The sequence below is a fragment of the Aeriscardovia aeriphila genome (assembly GCF_002259595.1).
Taxonomy (GTDB): Bacteria; Actinomycetota; Actinomycetes; order Actinomycetales; family Bifidobacteriaceae; genus Aeriscardovia; species Aeriscardovia aeriphila.
Map to the genome: position 1 here is coordinate 856,067 of NZ_MWWU01000002.1, position 21,172 is coordinate 877,238.

A 21,172-nucleotide genomic window follows, 5' to 3' on the forward strand; every position below is an offset into this window, starting at 1 on the left:
TGTATGAGGGGTGATCTTATGGGCTTTTGGATCGGTCTCGGGTTTTTGCTCAATACCATGATGACAGCAGACCAGTGGGGCGGGCCTCACTGGCTGGTTAGTCTCGGTCAAGGGATCTGCACATTATCGATACCGGCGGGGGCCATCGCCGGCATCTGGTCTATCTGTCATGACGTGAGGACGACTCCAACACATTCGGAGCCGTCCCACGATGACCGACAGAGTAAAGATAGGTGATGACCGTTCTGGCAGTTCTCTGCTGTTTCACCACACAAACTTCTTAGAATGCGGCGATATCCTCTTCATCCCCGTCTTGGTCAAAGGTAGGCGGAAGCATATTCGGATCAATCGGCTGCACAGTCACTTCGCTGGACTGCTGAGCAGGAGCAGCTGGCTGCGGGGCTTCCACCACGCGTACCGCGCCCGCAGTAGTACGAGGAGCTGAACCGGCTGAAACAGCAGAAGGCACAACCTGGCTTTGCTGAACGGAAGCGATGCTGCTTTCCACCTGATGCAGCCAGCCGAGCTTGGGGTCAAACTTTTGCGGCTCAATATGCATCTGCTTCAAAGCAGCATTCATCTGAATACGCGCCGTCTCCAACGTGTTCACTTTTTGCAGCAATTGCAGCTGTTCCTCGGAGCTGGCTGCGCGCATCCTATTCTTCAAACGCGCAATGCGCCCAGCATAGCCCGTGACAATCAAAGCCACAATCTGCTCGGTAATCCAGAACTGTTGTTCCGGGCTCACCTCGGGGAAGGTTTGTTCATGGCGCAGCTTGCTAATCTGCTCTTGCGAAGGAGCAGAAGCACCGGCAGCTCCAGCAGAAGAAGCGCCCGGCCCGCCGGCAGGTACAGCAGGCCCAGCCGCACCCGGCCCAGTAACGCCGGAACCACCGCGGCCACCAGCCGCGCCAGCGCCACCGCGCCCGCTAGGCCCACCACCAACACGAGCGCCGGGAAGCACACCGCGCTCGGACGAAGAATCAAAATCAAGCGGCAAACGCAGAACAATCAGCGCATTCACCACCGGTTCGAGAGCAGGGCCCACAGCCTTCCTTACTGCGTGCTGCCAATCTGGAATCGGCATACCAACAGAAGGCAAAGCCCCCAACGACTTGAGGCGAGTGAAAAGTTCAGCGAAAACCGTGTGAGGGAAAAGGTCAGCCGCCATATAGTTTTCCCACAAATCAGCATTCACCGCCTGCGGCATCTGCAACAAACCGGCCAGAACCCACTGCTCATTCTCCGCCAGCGCATCATGAACCAAGAAGCCGGACGCATTCGACCACGGCATCGACACTGATTGTACGGAGGAGAGCAATCGTGTGAAATACTCCCTATTCGACATCGACACATACGCCGGATTCGACGCATCCTCCAACGCCTTCTGCCACGGGCTCACTCGCGAGCTCGCATTCGAACGCCGCGGCCACTGGTAGTTCGACGAGTTCGCCGAAGTTCCCGCAATCGAATGGTAAATGCGCATCACCGAATCACGGTCCATACCCGTAATCTTCGAAATGGTGAGAAGCATGCCCTCACGCGCCACGCTCGAGCGCACCGACAAAATAATGCGCACTCCCCTATCCACCGCGGCACGCTGCTGCAGCTGATTGGAAAAATCGTAACCCGTCAACTGCTTGCGCAACACATACTCATGCAACGGCACCGGCTTGCTCGTATTCTGCGTGGAGAACAGAGCACGCACCGCCTCGTCTCCTCTTTGCAAACGCAGATCGCACGGGTCAAGGTTATCGGGGGCAACCACCACATAACTTTGCGTCAGCAGCTCCGAGTCAAACTGGTAGGTGCGCAACGCCGCCTTCTGCCCGGCCGCATCACCGTCGAAGGTAAAGTAGATTCGCGCCGCAGGAGAGATCGCCCCTTCATGCGAATCCTCACTCATTCCTGCTAATCCGGAGAGGGAATCGTCGAGAACCAAACGGCGGATGATCTTTTGATGGTTCATACCAAAAGCCGTACCGCAGGTCGCCACCGCCGTCTTAATACCGGCGAAATACATGGCCATCACATCGGTATAGCCCTCAACCACCACCACATGGCGCGTTTTGAGAATGCTCTCCCTCGCCTTGTCGATACCAAAGAGAATTTGATCCTTGTGGTACAGCTGCGTGTCCGGCGTGTTGATGTACTTGGCTTCAATCTTGTCCTCATCGTACAGCTTGCGCGCACCGAAACCCAGCGTCCTGCCAGTAATATCGCGAATCGGCCAGGTCAGACGCCCGCGGAAATAGTCGTACACACCGTTATTGCCTTGGCGCGCGACACCAGCATCCACCATTTCCTTGTAGGTAAAGCCCTTGGAAGCCAAGTGGCGCACCAAATTGTCCCAGCCGAGCGGCGCATAACCGCAGCCAAACTCCTCACCTTGAGCCTTGGTAAAGTTGCGTCCGGCGAGCAGCTGGCGGGCTGGCAGGGCTTCGTCGCTGAAAAGATTATCAGCAAAGAATTTCTGCGTCTCCTCGCACACTTGCAACAGGCGCGAACGTGGCGAGCCTAACCTCTGCGGATTGGCAGAGTTACCGCGCGGGGTTTCGTAATGCAAAGTGATGCCGTATTTATCGGCGAGAATCTCCACCGCATCGGCGAAACCGACAGAATCACGTTCTTCGATATAGCCGAAAACGTCACCGCCTTTACCGCAGCCGAAGCAGTGCCAGGTTCCCATACTCGGGCGCACAGCGAAGGATGGTGTTTTTTCGTCATGGAAGGGACAGAGGCCCATGTATTCGCCTGCCCCAGATCGGCGTAATTGCACAGTTTCACTGACGATCTCGTTAAGGTCAGCACGCTGGCGTACCAGTTCGATATCTTCTTGCTTGATTCGTCCTGCCATATTTACTGTGCGTCCTTACCCACATACCGAGCTGACTGTTGTTCCATAAACGTCGACGTTTCAAAAACATCATGATGCAAGCGCAAAGCTGAATTATCCGTCAAGCTTGCCACCTGGTCGATTGCCACGCGCAACCGCTCCCCATCGTTGTTCGCCTGCGCCCAGTCTTCCGCAAACTCGGGTTCCAGGAAGGGCGACGGCTTCTCCCCTTTTTCCATGAGAAGCGAGACGAGGTCTTGAATGACTTGCAGCTGGTAGCGATGGTAGTAGAGCTCTTCGCGCGGCTGCATGACGTAGTGCACTGCGATGCCTTTCATCGCAATAATCTCGTACTCCGTCTCTTCAGGGATGACGAGGCTCGCCGAATAGCGCGTCAGAGGGTCGTTACCGTAGGTGTCGCGCGTCGCCTGCTCTACGCTCGAGCAGAACCGGCCAATAAGGCTGCTGGTCAGGTTTTTAAGCGCGGCCAGAGAGCGCCTGGCTGCCCGATAATCCAGCGCGTCTTGCCACGCTTCGAGGCGTGCTAATCTCAAGTAAGCCTGTGTGAGCTTTTCTGCTTTCCACTTTTTTCCGTACCAATTTTGGGTGTCCTTGATGATGCGCTCAAGATTATCAACCTGCGCTACGTCTGCCAGCGAGCACAAGTTCATCACCACTGCATCCTCAACGTCATGCACGCTGTAGGCGATGTCGTCGGCGAGATCCATGACTTGGCCTTCCATCGGCTTGACCACATGGCTTGGCATACTTGCCGGAGCCCCGAGCCTGAGCCAGCGGAAAGCTTCTTCATCATCGGGGTAGATGCAGAATTTGAGCGATCGAGCATCGGTGGAAAACTCAGGAGCTTGAGCATACGTCCACGGGTATTTCACCGTCGCGTCGAGGGCTGCGCGCGTGAGGTTCACTCCAGCTGACCTGCCATCAGGGAAGAAAACTTTGGGCTCGAGGCGCGTGACGATGCGGAAAGTTTGAGCATTGCCTTCGAAACCACCAATGGCGGTGGCAATCTGGGCAAGGGCTTTCTCTCCGTTGTGGCCGAACGGAGGGTGGCCCAGGTCGTGAGCTAAGCAGGCACAGTCCACCACGTCCGGGTCGAGGCCGAGGGCTTCGCCGATTTGACGGCCAATTTGTGCAACTTCCAACGAGTGAGTAAGGCGGGTGCGAACGAAGTCGTCGGTGCCAGCGGTTTGAATCTGTGTTTTGGCGCCGAGCCTGCGCAGTGCGGAGGAATGTATGAGGCGTGCCCGGTCACGTTCAAACTCGGTGCGCTCTTGCGATTTCGCCGATTCGGGCGCCCAACGCTGCTCGTCCGTGTCAGAGTATCCCTCGAAACGGATTCGGTCAGCTGCTGTTGGCATAGCTCCTCCTTTCACGCTGTAAGACGCTCGCACGGTTGAACACCTGCCCCCCCCCAAAAAAAACGAGGCGGGCGTGTGTTCAGCATGCACATCATGCTCGTGTGAACGCCTCTTCTATTCTCTCGCAAAAAATCGATTCGAACAGATTTTCTGTTGCGTCGTGGAAAAGCTCAGCAAACCATACTGTTTACTGCGTTTCGTCATTTGCCCAGAGCGATACCGGCGTGTTCGAGCATCGCAAGGTCAGCGTCGGTCAGCACTTCACGCGCATTCTCGTAGATGCGTGGGAAGCGCGAGCCCAATCGTGTCAAAATCTCGTAGGTGATGGTGTTCGCACTTGCTGCCCATTCCTCGAGGTTGGGTTCACCATACTCGCTGCCGCGGCCAGGGCCAAAGAGCAGGACGGTATCGCCTTCGCGAATCTGGGAAATGAGGGACTGATAATCTGAAGCGCTTAATTCAACCAGATTGCCAGAATGATCGCGAATTTCCACCGTTTCCGCAGACAAGGCGAGCATAAATTGGTCCATGCACACCCTACCGGCAACATGGGCGATGACACCGGCCTCACTACCATTGCGCAGACGCACAGTTCCTAGCAAAACAGGGCCACCTTGATGCTCGGTGTGCTGCCAGCCTCGCTCGTTGAAGCCGGAGGCAGAACGAGGAATGCCGTCGGAGTAGCCTACCGGAACAATGGCCAATAATGACTCATGCTGTGTGATATAGGTACGCCCGTAGCCAATCGCATGGTTGGCCGGAAGCGTGCGGACCGTCGCCAGCTGAGCTTGCAGGCGAAGAGCAGGCTTCAAGCCATAAGCCAAGCCCAAACCCATTGCAGGGTCGGCACTATAACCATAAATTCCAATGCCGGGGCGGACCATGTCCAAGCTAATCTCGGGGCGTGTCAAACTGGCCGCAGTGTTCGCCAAGTGACGCACGGAAGGGGTAAGCCCCACCTGATCCAGCTGCTCGCTGAACCATTGATACGTGTTAATCTGCTCATCAGTCGAGGCGACGGAGAGCGGGTCATCAGGCGCATCAGCGACGGCAAGGTGGCTAAACTGGCCGACCAGCAGCAACGGCTTATCAGCAACCTCATCAGCAGGGTCGGTGGACGCAAGCTTTTTCAACAGGTCAAGCGCTTCAGGCAAGGCTTGTGGGGTGAAACCATTGCGCCCAAAACCGGTGTCGCACGCCACGTGAATGCGCACACGCTGGCCAATCTCATGAGCAAGCTGGGCAAGCTGGCGAATTTGAGAGAGCGTACTGACCGAAAAATCAATGTCGGCACGGGCAATAGCGGCAAGGTCTTCCGTAGCCGTCCACATCCAGGTGATCATATGCGCACGGTCGGCGCCAATACCCGCCTCACGCAAAATGAGGAGATCATGCGGCTGAGCAGCTCCGAACCAGGTTGACCCGCCGGCAAGAGCGGCAAGAGCTGTAGGCAGGAAGCCGTGACCGTAACCGTTGGCTTTGATCACTGTGAGAACTTGCGCATTATTGTTGCGCTCGCGCAGGCTGCGCACGTTGTCGCGGATGGCAGCGAGGTCAACAATGATCTGTGCTGGGTAGCGTGTGGTGGCCTGCGGGTAAGGGTTGTCAACAGGGCTAAAATCGAGTGCGCGCTCACCATGGAAGGTGTGAGAAAGATTATCAGAGTGCATTTCCTCGTGCATGAAACTATCTGTGTCGCCCGAATCCTGAGCTTGCTGTGTACGCATGCCTCCTATTGTGCCTCGAGGTGAGGTTGTGCCACGCGAAACAGCAGACTCGCCTGCTCTGGCTTTCACATTTTATTCAGCTTTGGGCAAGCGTTATCAGTCTTCCACCACAAACGCTCATTAATACGCATACCACTGTTTTTCGGCTACGATCGAGTAAGACAACGAATCGCAGCCTCGGGAGGTTGAGTATGACCACGCGCACCGAACAGCGCACCACCTCGGAACAGCGCAGCTCACAACAGCACGACTCTGAGCACACTAACTCCAGTCACCGTAACACCCACCACGCCACCGAGCGCTACGCCGAGCACTATTCCCCCTCTCGTCCGCACCGCCGCCCGCGGATGAAGCGCGCACCCCACCGTATTCTGCGCTCTTGGGAACACGAACCCCTCCAAATCGTCGTCATGGGAGTTTCCGGCTCCGGCAAATCTCACACTGCGCGCAACTTGGCCGAACAGTTGGGTTTTGAGTTCGTCGAAGGCGATGAGCTGCACCCTCAAGCCAATATTGAGAAAATGGCGTCTGGCACTCCCCTCACTGACGAGGACCGGTGGCCGTGGCTCGACTCGATGAACCACATCATGCAAGAAAACGCAGAGAAGGGTGTAGGAACTGTCATTTCCTGTTCTGCGTTGAAGAAGGCCTATCGTCGTCGCTTGGAAAACAATATGTTTGATGGCGAGGTCGTTTTCATCCAGCTTGCCGCCCCGCGCGAAGTTGTGGCTTACCGCATGTCTCGCCGTCACGGTCACTTCATGCCCGCTGAGCTTCTTGATTCTCAGTACGACACTCTCGAGCCTCTCGAAGCGCAGGAGAACGGTTTCGCTGTTCAGGTGACTTTGCCTCCTCGTCGTGTGCAAGAGTCGATTCGCACGCGTTTGGAGTTGGGTGTTGATTCCGATGGTTTCGCCGATTACACGCAAGACGAGCAAGATTGCGTATTCCTCACGCTCGATATCGGTAACACCACGGTGGAAGCCTCGCTGGTGCGCGATGGCGATGTCTTCTACCGCGACCGCTTGGACACTGCTGACCTTCTGGCCGCCGAGGAGAACCACACGTCAATTCGTGAGTTGAGCGCCTTCATGAAGGATGTGGTGGCTGGTACTCCGATTTATGCGACGGTGATTTCCTCGGTCGTTCCTCGCTTGAGCTTGTCTGCTCTGCGCGCGAGCCAGTATATTCCCGCTCATTTGGCCACGCCTGTCGTTGTGGACCCTGAGCTTTCCCGAGTGTATGGCGTGAACATTCCTGTTGATCCGCGCCCGATCGGCCATGATCTTCTCGCCGATTGTGTTGCTGCTGTTCCGCAGTCGAAGAAGCAGCCGGTGATCATTGTCGATATGGGAACCGCGACAAAGTTTTTGGTACTCGTTGACGGCGTTTTCGTCGGCGCAAGTATCGCTCCTGGCATGCGCATGATGGCCGACTCTCTGACCGCCGGCACAGCGCAGCTCCCCCAGATTTCCTTGGACGAGCCTTCTGCTGCTATCAGTTATGACACGGAAAGTTGCATGTGTTCCGGCGTCTATTTTGGCGCTGTAGGAGCAATTCGCGAGACGGTTGCTCGCATCAGCGACGAGCTGGCAAGCCCCGATTTTGCGCGCACCTTTACTCAGAATTTCCCCGAAGTGACGCTGAACTCAGAAGTCCTGGCCAAAGCTCCACTCGTGGTGGGTTGCGGTGGCTACCACCATCGAGTGGAGAACTTTAAGCTTTTCGGCACCACCACCTCAACTCTGGTTCACCAGGGCCTCGAGACTATCGGCGTGTCAACACTCACTTGGCTGTACTGCTCAACGCCTTCTGAAAATCACTAACCAGAGCACTCATCCACTCCAAGGTCGTGGCGTACTTTTCTGGCCTGGTTTCGGTCAATTCCACAGTAGGAACGCCCGCCTTCTTCGCTGCTGCGAGCACTTGCTTGGCTGTCGAGTCCAGCTCTTGCTTGTTCACGACGAGAACGTCCACCTTTTTACTGGTTAAGAGCGTTTCAAAGGAGTGTAAATCTGAAGGTGCCGGCTCAGACTCGTTTTGCACGGCTTGCGCGTAACCTCGAGGCGTGCGGTCCGTCAAGCCCAAGTCGTGCGCCAAATAGTCGGCAACTGACTCGGTGGCCGCATACGTTAAGCCCTCGGATGTCGTCGAGTTTTTCTCGAGATTATCACGAATAGCAGTAATCTCCTCTTCGACTTTCTTCTCCTTCTTCAGCCATGCGTTGTAGCGAGAAGAGTAGTCGGCCTTGTGCTTACCGTCGAGCTTGACCAGCTGCTCGTAAACTCCCGAGGCCAGGGTGCGGCGAGCTTGGGCAGAGAACCACAAATGAGGATTATCACCGTCTTCAGTGCCGTTCTCCTGGGCTGCAGAGACGAGCTTCGCATTACCGGTCTGAGCGGCGTTCTTAGCCCACGTGTCGTAGCCGGCGCCGTTGAGAACGACGAGCTGAGCCGAGGAGATGCGAGAAACATCTTGGGCTTGAGGCTCAAAATCATGCGCGTCAACAGAGGGGCTGGAGAGAATAGTTTGAACGTCAGCGTTATCTCCTGCAATCGCTTTTACCACAGAGGACCACTGGTTGACGCTCACCACCACGGAGAGCTTGCCCTCACTCGAGGAGGGGGCGAGCGGGCTTGAGCAGCCGACCATGCTCAGCACTGCGGCGAGAACGAATGCGAGCAGCGCGATCACACGCGCACGGTTGTGAGTTGCTTGCTTGAGCGTTTCTTTCATCGATTCGTTGCGAGTCATTACATACCTTCCGGTTTACTTTTCCGTACCAAAACGTTGCCCTGATCGTAAAACTGTTACTATCGCTGGTGTACTGAGCTGTGCTCGTCGATCAACGGTAGCGAAGGGTTATTCTCACCTGCGCGCTGAAGAGAACCGATCAGATTAACGAAGTTCGATGGTCTCGCGCAAGAGGTGACCCTCCACAAGCCCGTATTTTCGCTCACAGCTCAATTTGGCTGTGGAACACTCTCTCCTCCCCTGTCAGCGGATCGGTAAAACGCATGCGTCTGGCCACGAGAGCGAGCGGCGAAGAGAAATCGTCGTAGGCGCGGTCAATCACCGTGGGGTACAGATCATCGCCGAGCATCGGGCAGTTCAGTGCATTCATGTGCACGCGCAACTGATGAGTTTTACCCGTGCGCGGCCAGAGTTGGTAAATCGCCATATGCGGATTGCTCGCGAGTGTCTGCTTCTCGTGTTCACTCAGCTGTTCCTGCGGTTTGACAGCGATCAACGTTGTTGCATTGACAGAGTGCATGCTCACAGAATTGACACCGTCAGCGCCATCAGAACCACCAACAGCGTCAGCATCCTCACGATCCCCCAGCCCGAGTTCCGCAGCCTGGAAGATACCCACGGTTTTCTCAATATGCGAGCTGAGTTGCAAACCCCATCTGCGGGCATCCCTAGCATCTTCACCCTCATGAACCGCCACAAACTGGGCTCGATGCATGCCGTCTTCGTTCAACCGCTGAACTAGCTGCTCGCCCCGGCGAGGATTGACAAGAGCGCGCGCCAGCTCATCAGATGCCACGCACTCGTACATTTTGTGCACGGCTCGGCTTTCAAAAAGCTTTTGGTATGCTCCCCGCACGCTCTTGTGCGTGGTCATAACGAGAACTCCGGCAGTCGCTCTATCGAGGCGATGGGCAAGGCTGAGCTCCTCATTTCCCGTTTTCTCACGCATCTGGATGAGCGCAGTCTGGCGGTACCACATTCCTCTGGGCATGCTGGCCAGGAAATGCGGCTTGTCAACGACCATCAGATTGTCATCGCAATACAGCTGCTCGCAAGAAAAGGGGATCTGCGGCTCATTCATCACCCAGCGATGCTGCTTGAGTGTGCCATTGCCGATCGTTTTATCGCTCATACTTAATCATTCTTGCCCACTCACACTCTCCCGCGCTTGCAGGAGCACACCGTAGGCTTGCGCGATATGGTCTACCACCGTGCTTGCGGTCAGCGGTTGGCCCAGCTGTGCGACATCGTCAAGCTCAGCATCACCTCGCAGCAGCTGCACTGCAGACTCTGGTGTGATCACTCTGCTGGCCAAAGCTCCCGCAACACTATGCAGCAACACTGAGGTAGCGCACACAGTAGCGAGGCTGACCTTCCCGTCGCGCAGTTTCGCACTATTGTGCGCAATGAGAGCGCCCAAAATTCCGGCCAGAACGTCACCCGTACCCGCACTGGCCAGCCAGGTCGTCGGCGAGCTCAGCTCGTACTGCTCCTCAGGCGCGGCAATATACGTCGTATTGCCTTTCAGCACGACGACGCACCCCAGATTATCAGCAACATACTGTGCACACTGGCGAGGCTGTTCTTCCACTTGCTGATGAGTCCAGCGCTCCGAGGTGAGCGCTGTCATCACCCGCGCCATCTCCCCCGTATGTGGAGTAATCACAAAGCGCGGAGCCGAATCTTCAGTGGAAGTTCCAGCCTTTCTCGCCTTCCTCGCTTCGACAAATGCCAACAGCGCACCCGCATCAACCACAACGTACTCAGACGCAAACTCAGAGGCAGACGCCGAGGCGGAATCAGCGGCGCGAAGCGCGCCAGCCTCAACAACGGCCGATGATGAAGCGCACTGATAATCTTGAGCGAAAAGCTGGGAAATAAGGGGAAAGCGAGGTTCAGAAGCATCAAGGCCAGCGAAACCGGAGCCTACAACCCAGCAAGAAACACGAGATAACACGGAAGTAAGGCTCTCCTCATCGTCAAAAACGAGTTCAGGATGGGAAAGCAAAAGGCAAGCCTGAGCCTGAGCAGGCCCCCAGAAACGGCAGTAACCAGCGCCAGCCGAGCAGGCAGCTGACGCCGAGAGAATGCCTGCGCCAGGGTAGCGCTCAGAACCAGTCAGGAGAGCCACTACCCCGCGCGAATATTTCGAATCTGTGCGCAAGGGTACGCTTACGCACGCCTCACGAACAGAGAAAACGGTCATTCCACCGTCACCGACTTTGCCAAGTTACGAGGCTTATCAACGTCATTACCCTTCGCCTCAGCCATGTACATGGAGAAGAGCTGCAACGGGACGACGTCAACCAGCGGGCTCATCAAAGTCGGGCACGCAGGCCTGTAGAAAACGGTATCCGCATACTTTTCAGCATCCGGATCGCCTTCCTCAGCAACAGTAATCGTGTACGCGCCACGAGCCTTCACCTCTTCGATGTTGCTGATCACCTTAGAGTGCAGCACATTGCGGTTGCGAGCGCTCGGCACAATCACCACCACCGGAGTGCCTTCATCCACCAAAGCGATCGGGCCATGCTTGAGCTCGCCGGCTGCGAAACCTTCCGTGAAGGTGTAGGCAATCTCCTTGAGTTTCAGCGCGCCTTCCAAAGCCACCGGGTAGCCCACATGACGGCCGAGGAAGAGGAATGCCTTCGAATCGACGAGCTTGTGAGCCGTCTTCTTCACCACGTCAACGTCGTTGTCGAGAACCCACTGGATCTTCTGCGGCATCTGACGAAGAGAACGCAGAACCTCCTGGATTTCATCAGCAAACATAACGTTCTTGACCTGAGCCAAGTACAAGCCCACCAGGTAGGCGGCAGTAATCTGGGCGACGAAGGCCTTCGTCGAAGCGACAGCAACCTCAGGGCCAGCATGCGTATACAACACGGCATCCGACTCGCGAGGAATGGACGAACCCTGCGTGTTGCACAACGCCAGAACCTTGCTGCCTTGCTCGCGAGCGTGACGAATAGCCATCAGCGTGTCCATGGTTTCGCCCGACTGGGAAATAGCAATCACCAGCGTGCGCGGCGTCAAAATCGGGTCGCGATAACGGAACTCGTGAGCGAGCTCCACTTCCACAGGAATGCGCACCCAATGCTCGATGGCGTACTTGGCCACTAAACCAGCATAGGAAGCAGTACCGCAGGCAACGACGATGATCTTGTCGACGCTCTTGAGCTCCTCCACCGAAACGTGCAGCTCGTCAAGAGTGATGTGGCCTTGCAGGTCGAAGCGACCCATCAGGGTTTCGGCAACAGCCTGAGGGTCCTCATGGATCTCCTTGTCCATGAAGCTTGGCCATCCGCCCTTTTCTGCAGCAGAAGCATCCCAGTCCACGGTGAAATGCTGTGGCTCAACGCTGTTGCCGTCAAAATCGGTAATCTGAATGTCGCCACCTTCAATGCGCACGACTTCATCCTGACCCACCTCGATAGCCTTATTCGTATAAGCCACGAAAGCAGCCACATCAGAGCCCAGGAAGCTTTCGCCATCGCCTTCACCCACGACGAGTGGGGAATCATGACGAGCGCCGACAACGACCTGAGGTTCACGCACGTCAACAGCGAGGAGGGTGAAAGTACCTTCCAGCATCTTGGCGGTACGGCGCATCGCCTCCATCAGGTTAGCTTTACCCTGCTCTTGCTCGACTTGGTTTGCCACCACACCGAGAAGCTTCGCCGCAACTTCAGTGTCCGTATCAGAAATGAAGTTTATACCTTTTGCTTGCAGGTCAAACTTGAGCTTGTTGGCGTTTTCGATGATGCCATTGTGGATTACTGCCACACGGTTATCAGCGCTCAGATGAGGGTGGGCGTTCACATCGCTTGGCTCACCGTTGGTCGCCCAGCGCGTGTGACCAATGCCCACAGTTGCTTCTGGCAGTGGGTGACGCTCGAGTTCCTTCTCCAAGTTGGAGAGGCGACCAGCCTTCTTTTCGTAGGCGATATGGTGCATACCAGGAGCGACGAGAGCGACACCTGCAGAGTCATAACCGCGATATTCGAGCCTTCCTAAACCTTGAAGGCAGACTTCCAGCGGTTTGGTTGAAGCGGTCAGTGGACCAGAAAAACCAATAATTCCACACATGGGCTCTAGTCTATCGGTAGGTCATGGCTTTTGCGTGAAGTTCAGCTGATAATTGAGCTCGTGACGTACTGGCGGCTAGTGCGCGTCGCACTCCATCGAACCGCACTCCATCGAACCGCACTCCATCAAGCTCGCGCCTCGTCCCAGCTTTACCTTCTGCCCGACCAGTCTCGCATGTTGCGCAACCTCAAAGCTCTTTGCATGGCACGCTTATCTTCCGCTTCCTTGAGCGCGGCTCGCTTGTCGTATTCCTTCTTACCGCGTGCCAGAGCCACTTCCACTTTGACACGCCCGTCTTCGTTGAAATACAGGCTCAGCGGCACCAAAGCCTCACCCTTGGCTTCAACGGCACGTCCCCACTTGACCATTTGACGCTTGTGGAGCAACAGCTTCCTTTTACGCCTGGGCGCATGGTTGGTCCATGTTCCGTCCAAATACTCGGGAATATTGGCGTTTTCCAGCCACATTTCCCCGCGCTTGTCGACGGAGACGAAAGCTTGTGCGAGGGAGGCTCGCCCTTCCCTCAGGCTTTTCACCTCGGTGCCGGTCAGTGCAACGCCAGCTTCCAGCGTCTCTTCGATTTCGTAGTCGTGTCGCGCACGCTTGTTGGTGGCGATAGTCTTTTTATTGTCTTGTTTCTTCATTTCCCCTGGTCGATCTTTCCTGAGGAGTTTGTATTTCTTGAGATTATCAGTTCTCTTACTCGCTGCTGTTGCTATTCTATCGCATGCAAAAAGGCTAAGCTTATTTCCCAAGCTTAGCCTTCTGCGCAAGAGTTGATGACAGCTACTCTCAGTGGATGAACCAGTGCCCTGGAGCGTACAGGGTGCGGTTGGAAATCACACCCAGACCACGAGCATTGGATTCAGAGATGAGAATCCTATTGCCGTAAACTGCTTCGACGATGGCGACATGCCCATACACAGGATCAGCACCATCCTGGCCTGGAGCGAACACGATCACTGCACCCACGGATGGAGTTTGGTCAACACGATAACCATGAGCGCGTGCTGAATTCGCCCACTGTGCACCGTCACCAAAGTAGGAGCCTACTGGCAGACCGAGCTGGTGGCGACGAACATAAGCCCACCACGTGCACTGACCCCATGGATAAGCATTGCCGGAATCACCAGAGCTGAAACCAGGGTTGCTCGAGCTCGAGCCACCGGAGTGAGACGGAGACGGTGGGTTTGCTGGAGCCCGGTAAGAACCTTGGCTTTGCGACGCCTGCTGGGCAGCTTGTGCTGCAGCAGCCGCACGCTCTGCCTGGTATTGGTTCTGTGTAGCGTTCAACTGCGACTGGAGAGCAACAGCTTGAGCCGCCTGGCGAGCCGAAGCGGTAGTCAACTGCGACTGCTGAGCTTCCAGGTCGGCGCGCTCTTGAGTCGACTTTGCCACCAGAGCGTCGAGAGCCTGCTTCTTGCTTTGAGCATCAGCCTGTGCCTGCTGAGCGCGAGCGTTCTCAGCATCAGCTTCTGCCTTCAACTGAGCAATACGATCGGCGATAGCTTGCAACCTCTCCTCACGGTTTTGCGAGAGGGAAAGGTCCTCAGCAGAAGAGTTAGCAGCGTTAGCTTCAGCGCGGTCAACAGCGGCCTTCGACTGCATGGAGCTGACGAACTGGTTCGTGGACTTTGCCTGCGTCACCACCGCAACAGTGGTCGAAGCTGCGGAACCATGCATGGCCGAGCGGGCAGACTGGGCGAGTGCTGCGCGAGCATCGTCATAGTTCTTACCCGTCTGAGCGATCTTGGCTTTGAGGTCAGCCTGATCTTTCTGGGCAGCTTCCATTCTCTGCTTGGCTGCATCGGCGGCAGCTTGAGCTGTTTGAGCAGCTTGGGTTGCCTGGTCCAAAGCATCCTGTGCGGCAGGGATTTGGTTGTTGTTCAAGTCGTCGAGGGCGACGATCTTGTCGCGTAAAGCAGCGCTTACACCAGCGAGCTGGTTGCGCAGTTCATTGCTGCGTGCGCGGGCTGCATCTGCTCGAGCGCGGGCAGATTGCAACTGCGAGTAGGTCACTGCATGAGCGTTTGGAACATTGCTCTGCGTAGCCACCAGCGCAGTGCCCAGCGAAGCCATGGCGACGACGGCAACGAGAGCCGCCTGCAGCTTGCGGCTCACTGCTTGGCGATTAACAAGCACAGTTGCGTTCTTATAGGAGCGCGAATCGAGAGAATTCCAGCGCACTTCATAAGGGCTGTTATCGCAATTCTGAGGTTCCTGCTGTGAGGTTCGTCTCATACTGCGGTCCTTCTTTCCGTACTTTCCGTGGAATACATTCTTCGGTGTAGCCCATTGTAATGGGCTTTGCTGGGAAAATTTATGCAGTTGGCAGATTTTCCCATGCCTCTTTTTAATAATGCGTTCAAATTCCTCACCAGCACTGATAATCTGGAAAAACTCTCAGAAACTGGTGAGAAAAAGCTGGCTTAAACCTTGAGGTAACGGCGCAGGGAAATAGCCGAAGCACTTGCTGAGATTGCCACTGCCAAAATAATCAGCACCGGAGAGATCAAGGCCACGTTCCTCAAATCAATGAAGTTCAACCACAGTACATTCTGAGCAAGCCAGTCGGTGACGAACACCTTGACCAGCGTCGCTAAAGCAGCACACGCCAACAGCGAGCCCAACAGTGCAGCAAAGCCCGACTCAAAGATGAATGGCAGGCGAATCGTCGAGTTGCTGGCACCAACCAGCCTCTCGATTTGGGTTTGCTCACGACGGTTGGCAGCCGAAAGGCGAATCGTCGTACTGGTCAGCAAGATTGCCACGACGACCATCACCACAGCCAGAACAACGGTGACCACCGTGGCAGAGTCGAGCACAGCGAAGACCGGCTCGAAAATCTGACGCTGATCAACAACTTCTTCCACGCCATCGCGACCGGAGAGAACCTGCGCAACTTCCTGGTACTTCGAGGCATCCTTGAGCTTGATGCGCAGGCTATCCTGCATGTCGCTCGCAGTCAGTGTACGGCCTTGGTACACGCCACCAGGGTACTGCTTGACGAAAGTCTGCTTGAAGAACTGTTCGCGGGAAACGTAGGTAACCTTTTGAACGCTCTTTGCCAGCTGGTTGTGAATCGTGGTGATAATCTGGGCGGTTTCCTCTTGAGTAGGAGCCTTACCCGAAGAGCAGGTGGGAGCTGTCGACGTGCCGTCTGGGCAGAGGTAAACGACGACCTCAACGCGGTCATACCATTGGGCTTGAGCCTTGTTGACTTGCACCTGCAAGAGGGCCGAGGCGCCGATGAAGACGAAGGAAATGAAAGTCACCAACGTCACCGAAATGAGCATTGAAAGGTTGCGCTTGATGGAGGTGAAAGTTTCCGAGAGGATGAATCGCATTACTTGTCCTCCTTATCGTCCGAGCCATCGTTCACGCCATCGTCCAAGCCCATTCCCCAGGTCATGGTGTCCTCGGCAGACTGGAACACTTCGCCATAGCGGCCGGTGTGGCCGGACCTCAAGTTGCGCGCGAGCTCAGTGATGGTGTCGGGAGCTGCAGGTGGGTTGAGTGGCTTAGGAGCATCATCCTGATTAGCTTGCTGAGAGGCATCCTGAGAAGTTTCCTTTGAAGTTTGCTCAGAGGCCTCCTCAGAAGCTTGTTCAGCGTCATCGGAGTCCTGCTCAGCTGCAACAGAGGTCTGTTCAGTCTTGGCCTGAGCCAAGGGTTGTTCAACCTGAGCCAGAGGTTGTTCAACCTGAGCTTGAGCTTGTTCGCCGGAGGCTACATCTTGCTCGCCCGTAGCTGGAGTCTCAGCGCCCGTAGCTGCAGCGTGCACCACGGCCTGCTCCCCTGTCGGGTTAGAGACATGAGAGGCTTGAGAGCCTTGAGCGTTCTGAGAGTCAGCCTCAGACCAGCTCGGAGACTCACTCTCACCGCGACTCACACCAGCACCTCGGCGCACACCCACGTTGTGGTGGTCCGGGTTGTACAGCGAGGAATCGTAACGGCCATGCTCCTCATCGCGCACAATCTTGCCCAAATGAACTTCCACCACGCGCTTACGCATGGAGTTCACGATTTCCTCATTGTGCGTAGCCATCACAATCGTCGTGTTCGACGTACGGTTGATGGTATCCAAAACCTGCATAATTCCCACCGAAGTGGACGGGTCGAGGTTACCCGTAGGCTCGTCTGCCAGAAGAATCTGAGGGTGGTTCACATAGGCGCGGGCAATCGCCACACGCTGAGCCTCACCACCGGAAAGCTCGTGAGGAAGACGATCTTCCATTCCTGTTAATCCGACCATTTCGAGTGCTTGCGGCACCAAAGAGCGGATCACAGAGCGACGAGCGCCAATAACCTGCAAGGCGAAGGCGACGTTTTCCCACACCGTCTTTCCTGCCAGAAGCTTGTAATCTTGGAAAACAAAGCCCAAGTTACGTCGGTACTTTGGCACCAGGCGGTTCGGAATGCGCCTGAGGTCAGTACCGGCCACATGAATTTCACCTTCATTCGCTTCTTGTTCATGCAGCAACAGTTGGAGAAGAGTCGTCTTTCCAGAGCCCGAAGCTCCCACCAGAAAGACGAACTCTCCTCTTTCGATTGTCAAATTCACATGGCTCAACGCCGGACGCGCACCAGCTTGGTACACTTTCGTGACGTCGTGCAAGGAAATCATCGCCATTTGCTTCTCATTCCTCTTGGCTTACTCGTACCAGTGCTAGCACACGTTTCTGGAAACGAGACCGTAAAATCCCATTTCTCAGCTAGTGGCGTGCGAATTGAGTGCGTCGTGAGCAGTTCACTCCTGCTCTTGTGCTTCTTCCTTCATCTTCTCCTGGTGCCTCCAGCGAATACCAGCGTCAATAAAGGCATCAATATCGCCGTCGAACACAGCAGCAGTGTTCGAGGTTTCATAACCGGTGCGCAAGTCCTTCACCATCTGGTAAGGGTGCAGAACGTAAGAGCGCATCTGGTCACCCCAACTGGCCTTAATATCGCCAGCAAGCTCCTTGCGCTGCTTGCGCTCCTCTTCACGCTTGAGCACGAGAAGGCGCGACTCCAGAATCTGCATTGCTGCAGCACGGTTCTGAATCTGAGAGCGTTCATCCTGCATGCTCACCACGATGCCGGTGGGCAAGTGGGTAATGCGCACTGCAGAATACGTCGTGTTCACACCCTGACCACCAGGGCCAGATGCCTGGAAGGTGTCGACACGAATATCCTTATCCGGAATCTCAATATGGTCGGTAGCTGCAACCAGAGGGATCACCTCAACAGCTGCGAATGAGGTTTGACGGCGACCCTGATTATCAAACGGGCTGATGCGCACCAAACGATGCGTTCCGCCTTCCACCGACAGCTTTCCGTAAGCATACGGCTCGTTGACTTGGAAGGTGCACGACTTAATGCCGCCCTCTTCGGAGTAGGAAGTGTCGAGGACCTTCGTCTTCACACCGTGGCGCTCAGCCCAGCGCAGGTACATGCGCTCGAGCATTTGCGCGAAATCAGTAGCGTCCACACCGCCGGCACCCGAGCGAATCGTCACCACAGCTTGGCGCTCATCGTACTCGCCATCCAGCAGAGTGTTAATCTCCATTTCAGCGAGATCTTTGCGAATTTGCGCCAAGTCGTCGCTGGCTTGCTTCACCGAATCCGGGTCGTCCAAATCGTGGCCAAGCTGGTCGAGGGTTTCCACATCGTCGAGGCGCTGGGCCATTTCGGTGACGCGGCGCAGTTGAGCTTGTGCGGCAGAAAGCTGAGAGGTCACCTCTTGCGCATGGTCCTGATCGTTCCACAGGTCAGGCGCTGCAGCCTGCTGGGAGAGCTCAGCTACGCGAGCCTTAAGCTTTTCTGGGTTCAGCGCGTCAGAAATTGTTTGGAAAGTTTGGCGTGCTGCTGCCAGTTCGGTGGCGAAATCGAATTCTGCCACGTCTCATCCTTTCGCTGGTGTCACTTCACAATTCCTCAAGATTGTCAGTAACGTCTATTCTTCGTCTCTATACTTCTCAACTTCTCACAGCGCAGGCAAGCGCAATCAGTCGCGTGCGGTGAGAATAATCGGCTCGCCCTCCGTGATGGCGATGGTGTGCTCGCTATGCGCACCGTTGGAACCGTCCATCGAACGGATCGTCCAACCGTCGCTCTCATCCTGGTAGATTTCATCCGTACCCTTCATCAGCCATGGCTCAATAGCAATCACCAAGCCTGGGCGCAGGCGGAAACCACGGCCTTCACGTCCGTTGTTAGCAACGAATGGGTCACCATGCATCACATGGCCCACACCGTGGCCGCCAAACTCCATATTCACCAGATATCCGTAGGAGTGCGCAACCTCACCAATGGCGTGAGAAATATCGCCAATGTGATTGCCCGAATGCGCTTGAGCAATACCAGCCTGGAGAGCTTCTTCCGTCGCCTTGATCAAGCGCAAGTCCTCCGGGTCAGCATCCTTACCCACCACGAAGCTGATAGCAGAGTCACCTACCCAGCCATCAACGCTCAACGCCAAGTCAAGGCTGAGCAAATCGCCGTCCTTGAGCTTGTAATCGTAAGGTTTTCCGTGCAAAACAGCGTCGTTGACGGAGGTGCAAATATAGTGGCCAAACGGGCCGGTTCCGAAGTCAGGAGCATAGTTGACGTAGGGGCTGGCCGCATTTTCGCGGCTTTCCACCTGCTGATGCACATATTCATCAATGTCGAGCAGGTTGGTTCCCGGCTTCACTGTTTCACGCAAATGCTTGAGGATCTGGCCAACGAGCTTTCCTGCTGGTCGCATTTCCTTCACTTCTTTAGCGCTCTTAATCTCGATCATGGCAGTCCTTTCCACATGCTATTGAACCAGCTCAAGCAGACACCCAGCCCAATTTCAGCTCGCTAAGATTATCAGAAACGAAAAAAGGCACAGCGCGAACGCTGTGCCTTCGCTAGCAAAGCTAGCTTCTGCGGGCAGGGCGGGATTCGAACCCGCGGACCCGAAAGTCAGCAGTTTTCAAGACTGTCTCCTTCGACCGCTCGGACACCTGCCCAAGTGCTTAAGCACCGTTAACAGTATACAAGCACGCACGATTAACACGCAGTGATAATCTCAAGCCATACTGTAGGCGCCTAAGCAAGCGCAAACTCAGGCAGTGAGCTTACGAGTAGAAGGCTTGATAACCTCCTGGCCACCCATGTAGGGGCGCATAGCCTCAGGAATGACGATGGAGCCATCAGCCTGCTGGTGATTCTCCAAAATAGCAACCAGCCAGCGAGTCGTAGCCAAAGTGCCATTCAAAGTTGCGCACGAAGCAGTGCCACCGTCCTCAGTACGGTAACGAATGTTCAAACGGCGAGCCTGGTACTCCGCGCAATTCGACGTCGACGTGAGCTCACGGTAACGGCCCTGAGTAGGAACCCAAGCCTCGTTATCGAACTTGCGAGCGGCAGAAGCACCCAAATCGCCAGCAGCGGTATCGATGGTGCGGAATGGAACTTCCATCTTATTGAGCATGTCCCATTCCATGTGCAGCAGCTGCTGATGCATGTCGCGAGCCTCTTCAGGCTTGCAGTAGACGAACATCTCCACCTTGTTGAACTGGTGAACGCGGATGATGCCGTGGGTATCCTTACCAGCAGCACCAGCCTCGCGACGGTAGCAGGAAGACCAGCCGCAGTACTTGATCGGGCCGTCAGCCAGGTTGAGAATCTCGTTCTCATGCATACCAGCCAAAGCAACCTCAGAGGTGCCCACCAGGTACTGGTCATCAGGCTCGCGCAGGCGATAAATCTCGTCCGCATGAGCGTTGAGGAAGCCAGTGCCACCCATCACTTCGGGGCGAACCAGAGTTGGGGTGATGACGTTTTGGAAACCATGTTCGCGAGCAAGGTCGAATGCCATGGTGAGCATCGCGATCTCCATGCGAGCAACATCATTCTTCAAGAAGTAGAAGCGAGAGCCGCCAACCTTAGCACCACGCTGAACGTCAATGCCATCAACAAGCTCGCCCAGCTCCAAGTGATCCTTTGGCTCGAAGCCTTCAGCCTTGAAGTCACGAATAGTGCCCGTCTTCTGCACAACGATGTAGTCGTCCTCGCCGCCTTCAGGAGCTTCTGGCTCAACAATATTCGAGAGCTTCCAAGCTGCAGCATGATAATCTTCATAAGCCTTGTCAGAATCGGCCTTGAGCTTCTCTACCTCGTCCGAGAAAGCCTTCACCTCGGCGAGAACCTCGGCCTTCTTCTCTTTCGGGGCAGCGGCAACCTTCTTGCCCATGCTCTTCTGCTGAGCGCGAGCATCCTCAAACTTCTTCAAGGACTCACGGCGCAAAGTATCGAGAGCCAACACCTCATCGACGAGCTCAACAGACTCGCCGCGCTTACGCTGAGATTCGCGGACAACATCCGGATTCTCACGAATAAAGTTAATGTCAAGCATGGCTCTAGAGTAACGCTCAAAG

15 protein-coding genes and 1 tRNA gene are annotated in these 21,172 nt (G+C 55.6%); 1 reads left to right on the top strand and 15 read right to left on the bottom strand.

Translation table 11 applies throughout. From position 1 onward, the window contains the following. Nucleotides 1-280 precede the first annotated feature (280 nt). From dnaG to alr, 3 genes are all read right to left on the bottom strand, one after another. Complete coding sequence (gene dnaG / locus AEAE_RS04625) at nt 281-2,857, bottom strand: DNA primase (RefSeq protein WP_094689937.1); 2,577 nt, start codon at nt 2,855-2,857, stop codon at nt 281-283. A gap of 2 nt (nt 2,858-2,859) precedes the next feature. Continuing rightward, nucleotides 2,860-4,215: a deoxyguanosinetriphosphate triphosphohydrolase gene (locus tag AEAE_RS04630; protein WP_094689938.1), complete on the bottom strand. Its 1,356-nt coding sequence runs from the start codon at nt 4,213-4,215 to the stop codon at nt 2,860-2,862. A gap of 200 nt (nt 4,216-4,415) precedes the next feature. Further along, entirely contained in the window at nt 4,416-5,942 is a 1,527-nt protein-coding gene (alr, locus tag AEAE_RS04635) for an alanine racemase (RefSeq protein ID WP_244569617.1), read from the bottom strand. A gap of 191 nt (nt 5,943-6,133) precedes the next feature. Between alr and AEAE_RS06785 the strand changes: the two genes are divergently transcribed. Continuing rightward, the gene (locus AEAE_RS06785; protein ID WP_158520509.1) at nt 6,134-7,768 is read left to right on the top strand and encodes a type III pantothenate kinase; all 1,635 of its coding nucleotides are present in this window, start codon (nt 6,134-6,136) and stop codon (nt 7,766-7,768) included. Here the strand turns inward: AEAE_RS06785 and AEAE_RS04645 are convergent. From AEAE_RS04645 to serS, 12 genes are all read right to left on the bottom strand, one after another. After that, on the bottom strand, nt 7,728-8,696 hold the full coding sequence (locus tag AEAE_RS04645) for a metal ABC transporter solute-binding protein, Zn/Mn family (protein ID WP_094689939.1): 969 nt from the start codon (nt 8,694-8,696) through the stop codon (nt 7,728-7,730). The two genes, AEAE_RS06785 and AEAE_RS04645, sit on opposite strands and share 41 nt — an antisense overlap. Nucleotides 8,697-8,898: 202 nt before the next feature. Then, nucleotides 8,899-9,828 (bottom strand): pseudouridine synthase, encoded by a 930-nt coding sequence (locus AEAE_RS04650; RefSeq protein WP_094689940.1) that lies wholly within the window; start codon nt 9,826-9,828, stop codon nt 8,899-8,901. Between the two features lie 6 nt (nt 9,829-9,834). Beyond that, nucleotides 9,835-10,827, bottom strand: a complete 993-nt coding sequence (locus AEAE_RS04655; RefSeq protein WP_158520511.1) for an ADP-dependent NAD(P)H-hydrate dehydratase — start codon at nt 10,825-10,827, stop codon at nt 9,835-9,837. Between the two features lie 71 nt (nt 10,828-10,898). After that, nucleotides 10,899-12,785 (bottom strand): glutamine--fructose-6-phosphate transaminase (isomerizing), encoded by a 1,887-nt coding sequence (gene glmS / locus AEAE_RS04660; protein ID WP_094689942.1) that lies wholly within the window; start codon nt 12,783-12,785, stop codon nt 10,899-10,901. A gap of 149 nt (nt 12,786-12,934) precedes the next feature. Continuing rightward, nucleotides 12,935-13,429 carry an SsrA-binding protein SmpB gene (gene smpB / locus AEAE_RS04665; protein ID WP_094689943.1) on the bottom strand — a complete coding sequence of 165 codons (495 nt, stop codon included), beginning with the start codon at nt 13,427-13,429 and terminating at the stop codon, nt 12,935-12,937. Nucleotides 13,430-13,577: 148 nt separating this feature from the next. Then, nucleotides 13,578-15,026, bottom strand: coding sequence for a CHAP domain-containing protein (locus AEAE_RS04670; protein WP_244569618.1), 1,449 nt, complete (start codon nt 15,024-15,026; stop codon nt 13,578-13,580). Nucleotides 15,027-15,214: 188 nt separating this feature from the next. Then, complete coding sequence (gene ftsX / locus AEAE_RS04675; RefSeq protein ID WP_094689944.1) at nt 15,215-16,132, bottom strand: permease-like cell division protein FtsX; 918 nt, start codon at nt 16,130-16,132, stop codon at nt 15,215-15,217. Beyond that, the gene (locus tag AEAE_RS04680; protein WP_094689945.1) at nt 16,132-17,418 is read right to left on the bottom strand and encodes an ATP-binding cassette domain-containing protein; all 1,287 of its coding nucleotides are present in this window, start codon (nt 17,416-17,418) and stop codon (nt 16,132-16,134) included. Before AEAE_RS04680 ends, ftsX begins: the two co-directional genes overlap by 1 nt. A gap of 117 nt (nt 17,419-17,535) precedes the next feature. Continuing rightward, on the bottom strand, nt 17,536-18,666 hold the full coding sequence (prfB, locus tag AEAE_RS04685) for a peptide chain release factor 2 (protein ID WP_094689946.1): 1,131 nt from the start codon (nt 18,664-18,666) through the stop codon (nt 17,536-17,538). Nucleotides 18,667-18,771: 105 nt separating this feature from the next. After that, nucleotides 18,772-19,548 carry a type I methionyl aminopeptidase gene (gene map / locus AEAE_RS04690; RefSeq protein ID WP_094689947.1) on the bottom strand — a complete coding sequence of 259 codons (777 nt, stop codon included), beginning with the start codon at nt 19,546-19,548 and terminating at the stop codon, nt 18,772-18,774. Between the two features lie 131 nt (nt 19,549-19,679). Next, nucleotides 19,680-19,762, bottom strand: a tRNA-Ser gene (locus AEAE_RS04695). Between the two features lie 95 nt (nt 19,763-19,857). After that, nucleotides 19,858-21,150: a serine--tRNA ligase gene (gene serS / locus AEAE_RS04700; protein WP_094689948.1), complete on the bottom strand. Its 1,293-nt coding sequence runs from the start codon at nt 21,148-21,150 to the stop codon at nt 19,858-19,860. Between the last annotated feature and the right edge of the window lie 22 nt (nt 21,151-21,172).

Excerpts from the sequence above, each read along its gene's own strand:
- dnaG (WP_094689937.1), bottom strand. The coding sequence starts at position 2,857 with ATGGCAGGACGAATCAAGCAAGAAGATATCGAACTGGTACGCCAGCGT.
- AEAE_RS04630 (WP_094689938.1), bottom strand. The coding sequence starts at position 4,215 with ATGCCAACAGCAGCTGACCGAATCCGTTTCGAGGGATACTCTGACACG.
- alr (WP_244569617.1), bottom strand. The coding sequence starts at position 5,942 with ATGCGTACACAGCAAGCTCAGGATTCGGGCGACACAGATAGTTTCATG.
- AEAE_RS06785 (WP_158520509.1), top strand. The coding sequence starts at position 6,134 with ATGACCACGCGCACCGAACAGCGCACCACCTCGGAACAGCGCAGCTCA.
- AEAE_RS04645 (WP_094689939.1), bottom strand. The coding sequence starts at position 8,696 with ATGACTCGCAACGAATCGATGAAAGAAACGCTCAAGCAAGCAACTCAC.
- AEAE_RS04650 (WP_094689940.1), bottom strand. The coding sequence starts at position 9,828 with ATGAGCGATAAAACGATCGGCAATGGCACACTCAAGCAGCATCGCTGG.
- glmS (WP_094689942.1), bottom strand. The coding sequence starts at position 12,785 with ATGTGTGGAATTATTGGTTTTTCTGGTCCACTGACCGCTTCAACCAAA.
- smpB (WP_094689943.1), bottom strand. The coding sequence starts at position 13,429 with ATGAAGAAACAAGACAATAAAAAGACTATCGCCACCAACAAGCGTGCG.
- AEAE_RS04670 (WP_244569618.1), bottom strand. The coding sequence starts at position 15,026 with ATGAGACGAACCTCACAGCAGGAACCTCAGAATTGCGATAACAGCCCT.
- ftsX (WP_094689944.1), bottom strand. The coding sequence starts at position 16,132 with ATGCGATTCATCCTCTCGGAAACTTTCACCTCCATCAAGCGCAACCTT.
- AEAE_RS04680 (WP_094689945.1), bottom strand. The coding sequence starts at position 17,418 with ATGGCGATGATTTCCTTGCACGACGTCACGAAAGTGTACCAAGCTGGT.
- map (WP_094689947.1), bottom strand. The coding sequence starts at position 19,548 with ATGATCGAGATTAAGAGCGCTAAAGAAGTGAAGGAAATGCGACCAGCA.
- serS (WP_094689948.1), bottom strand. The coding sequence starts at position 21,150 with ATGCTTGACATTAACTTTATTCGTGAGAATCCGGATGTTGTCCGCGAA.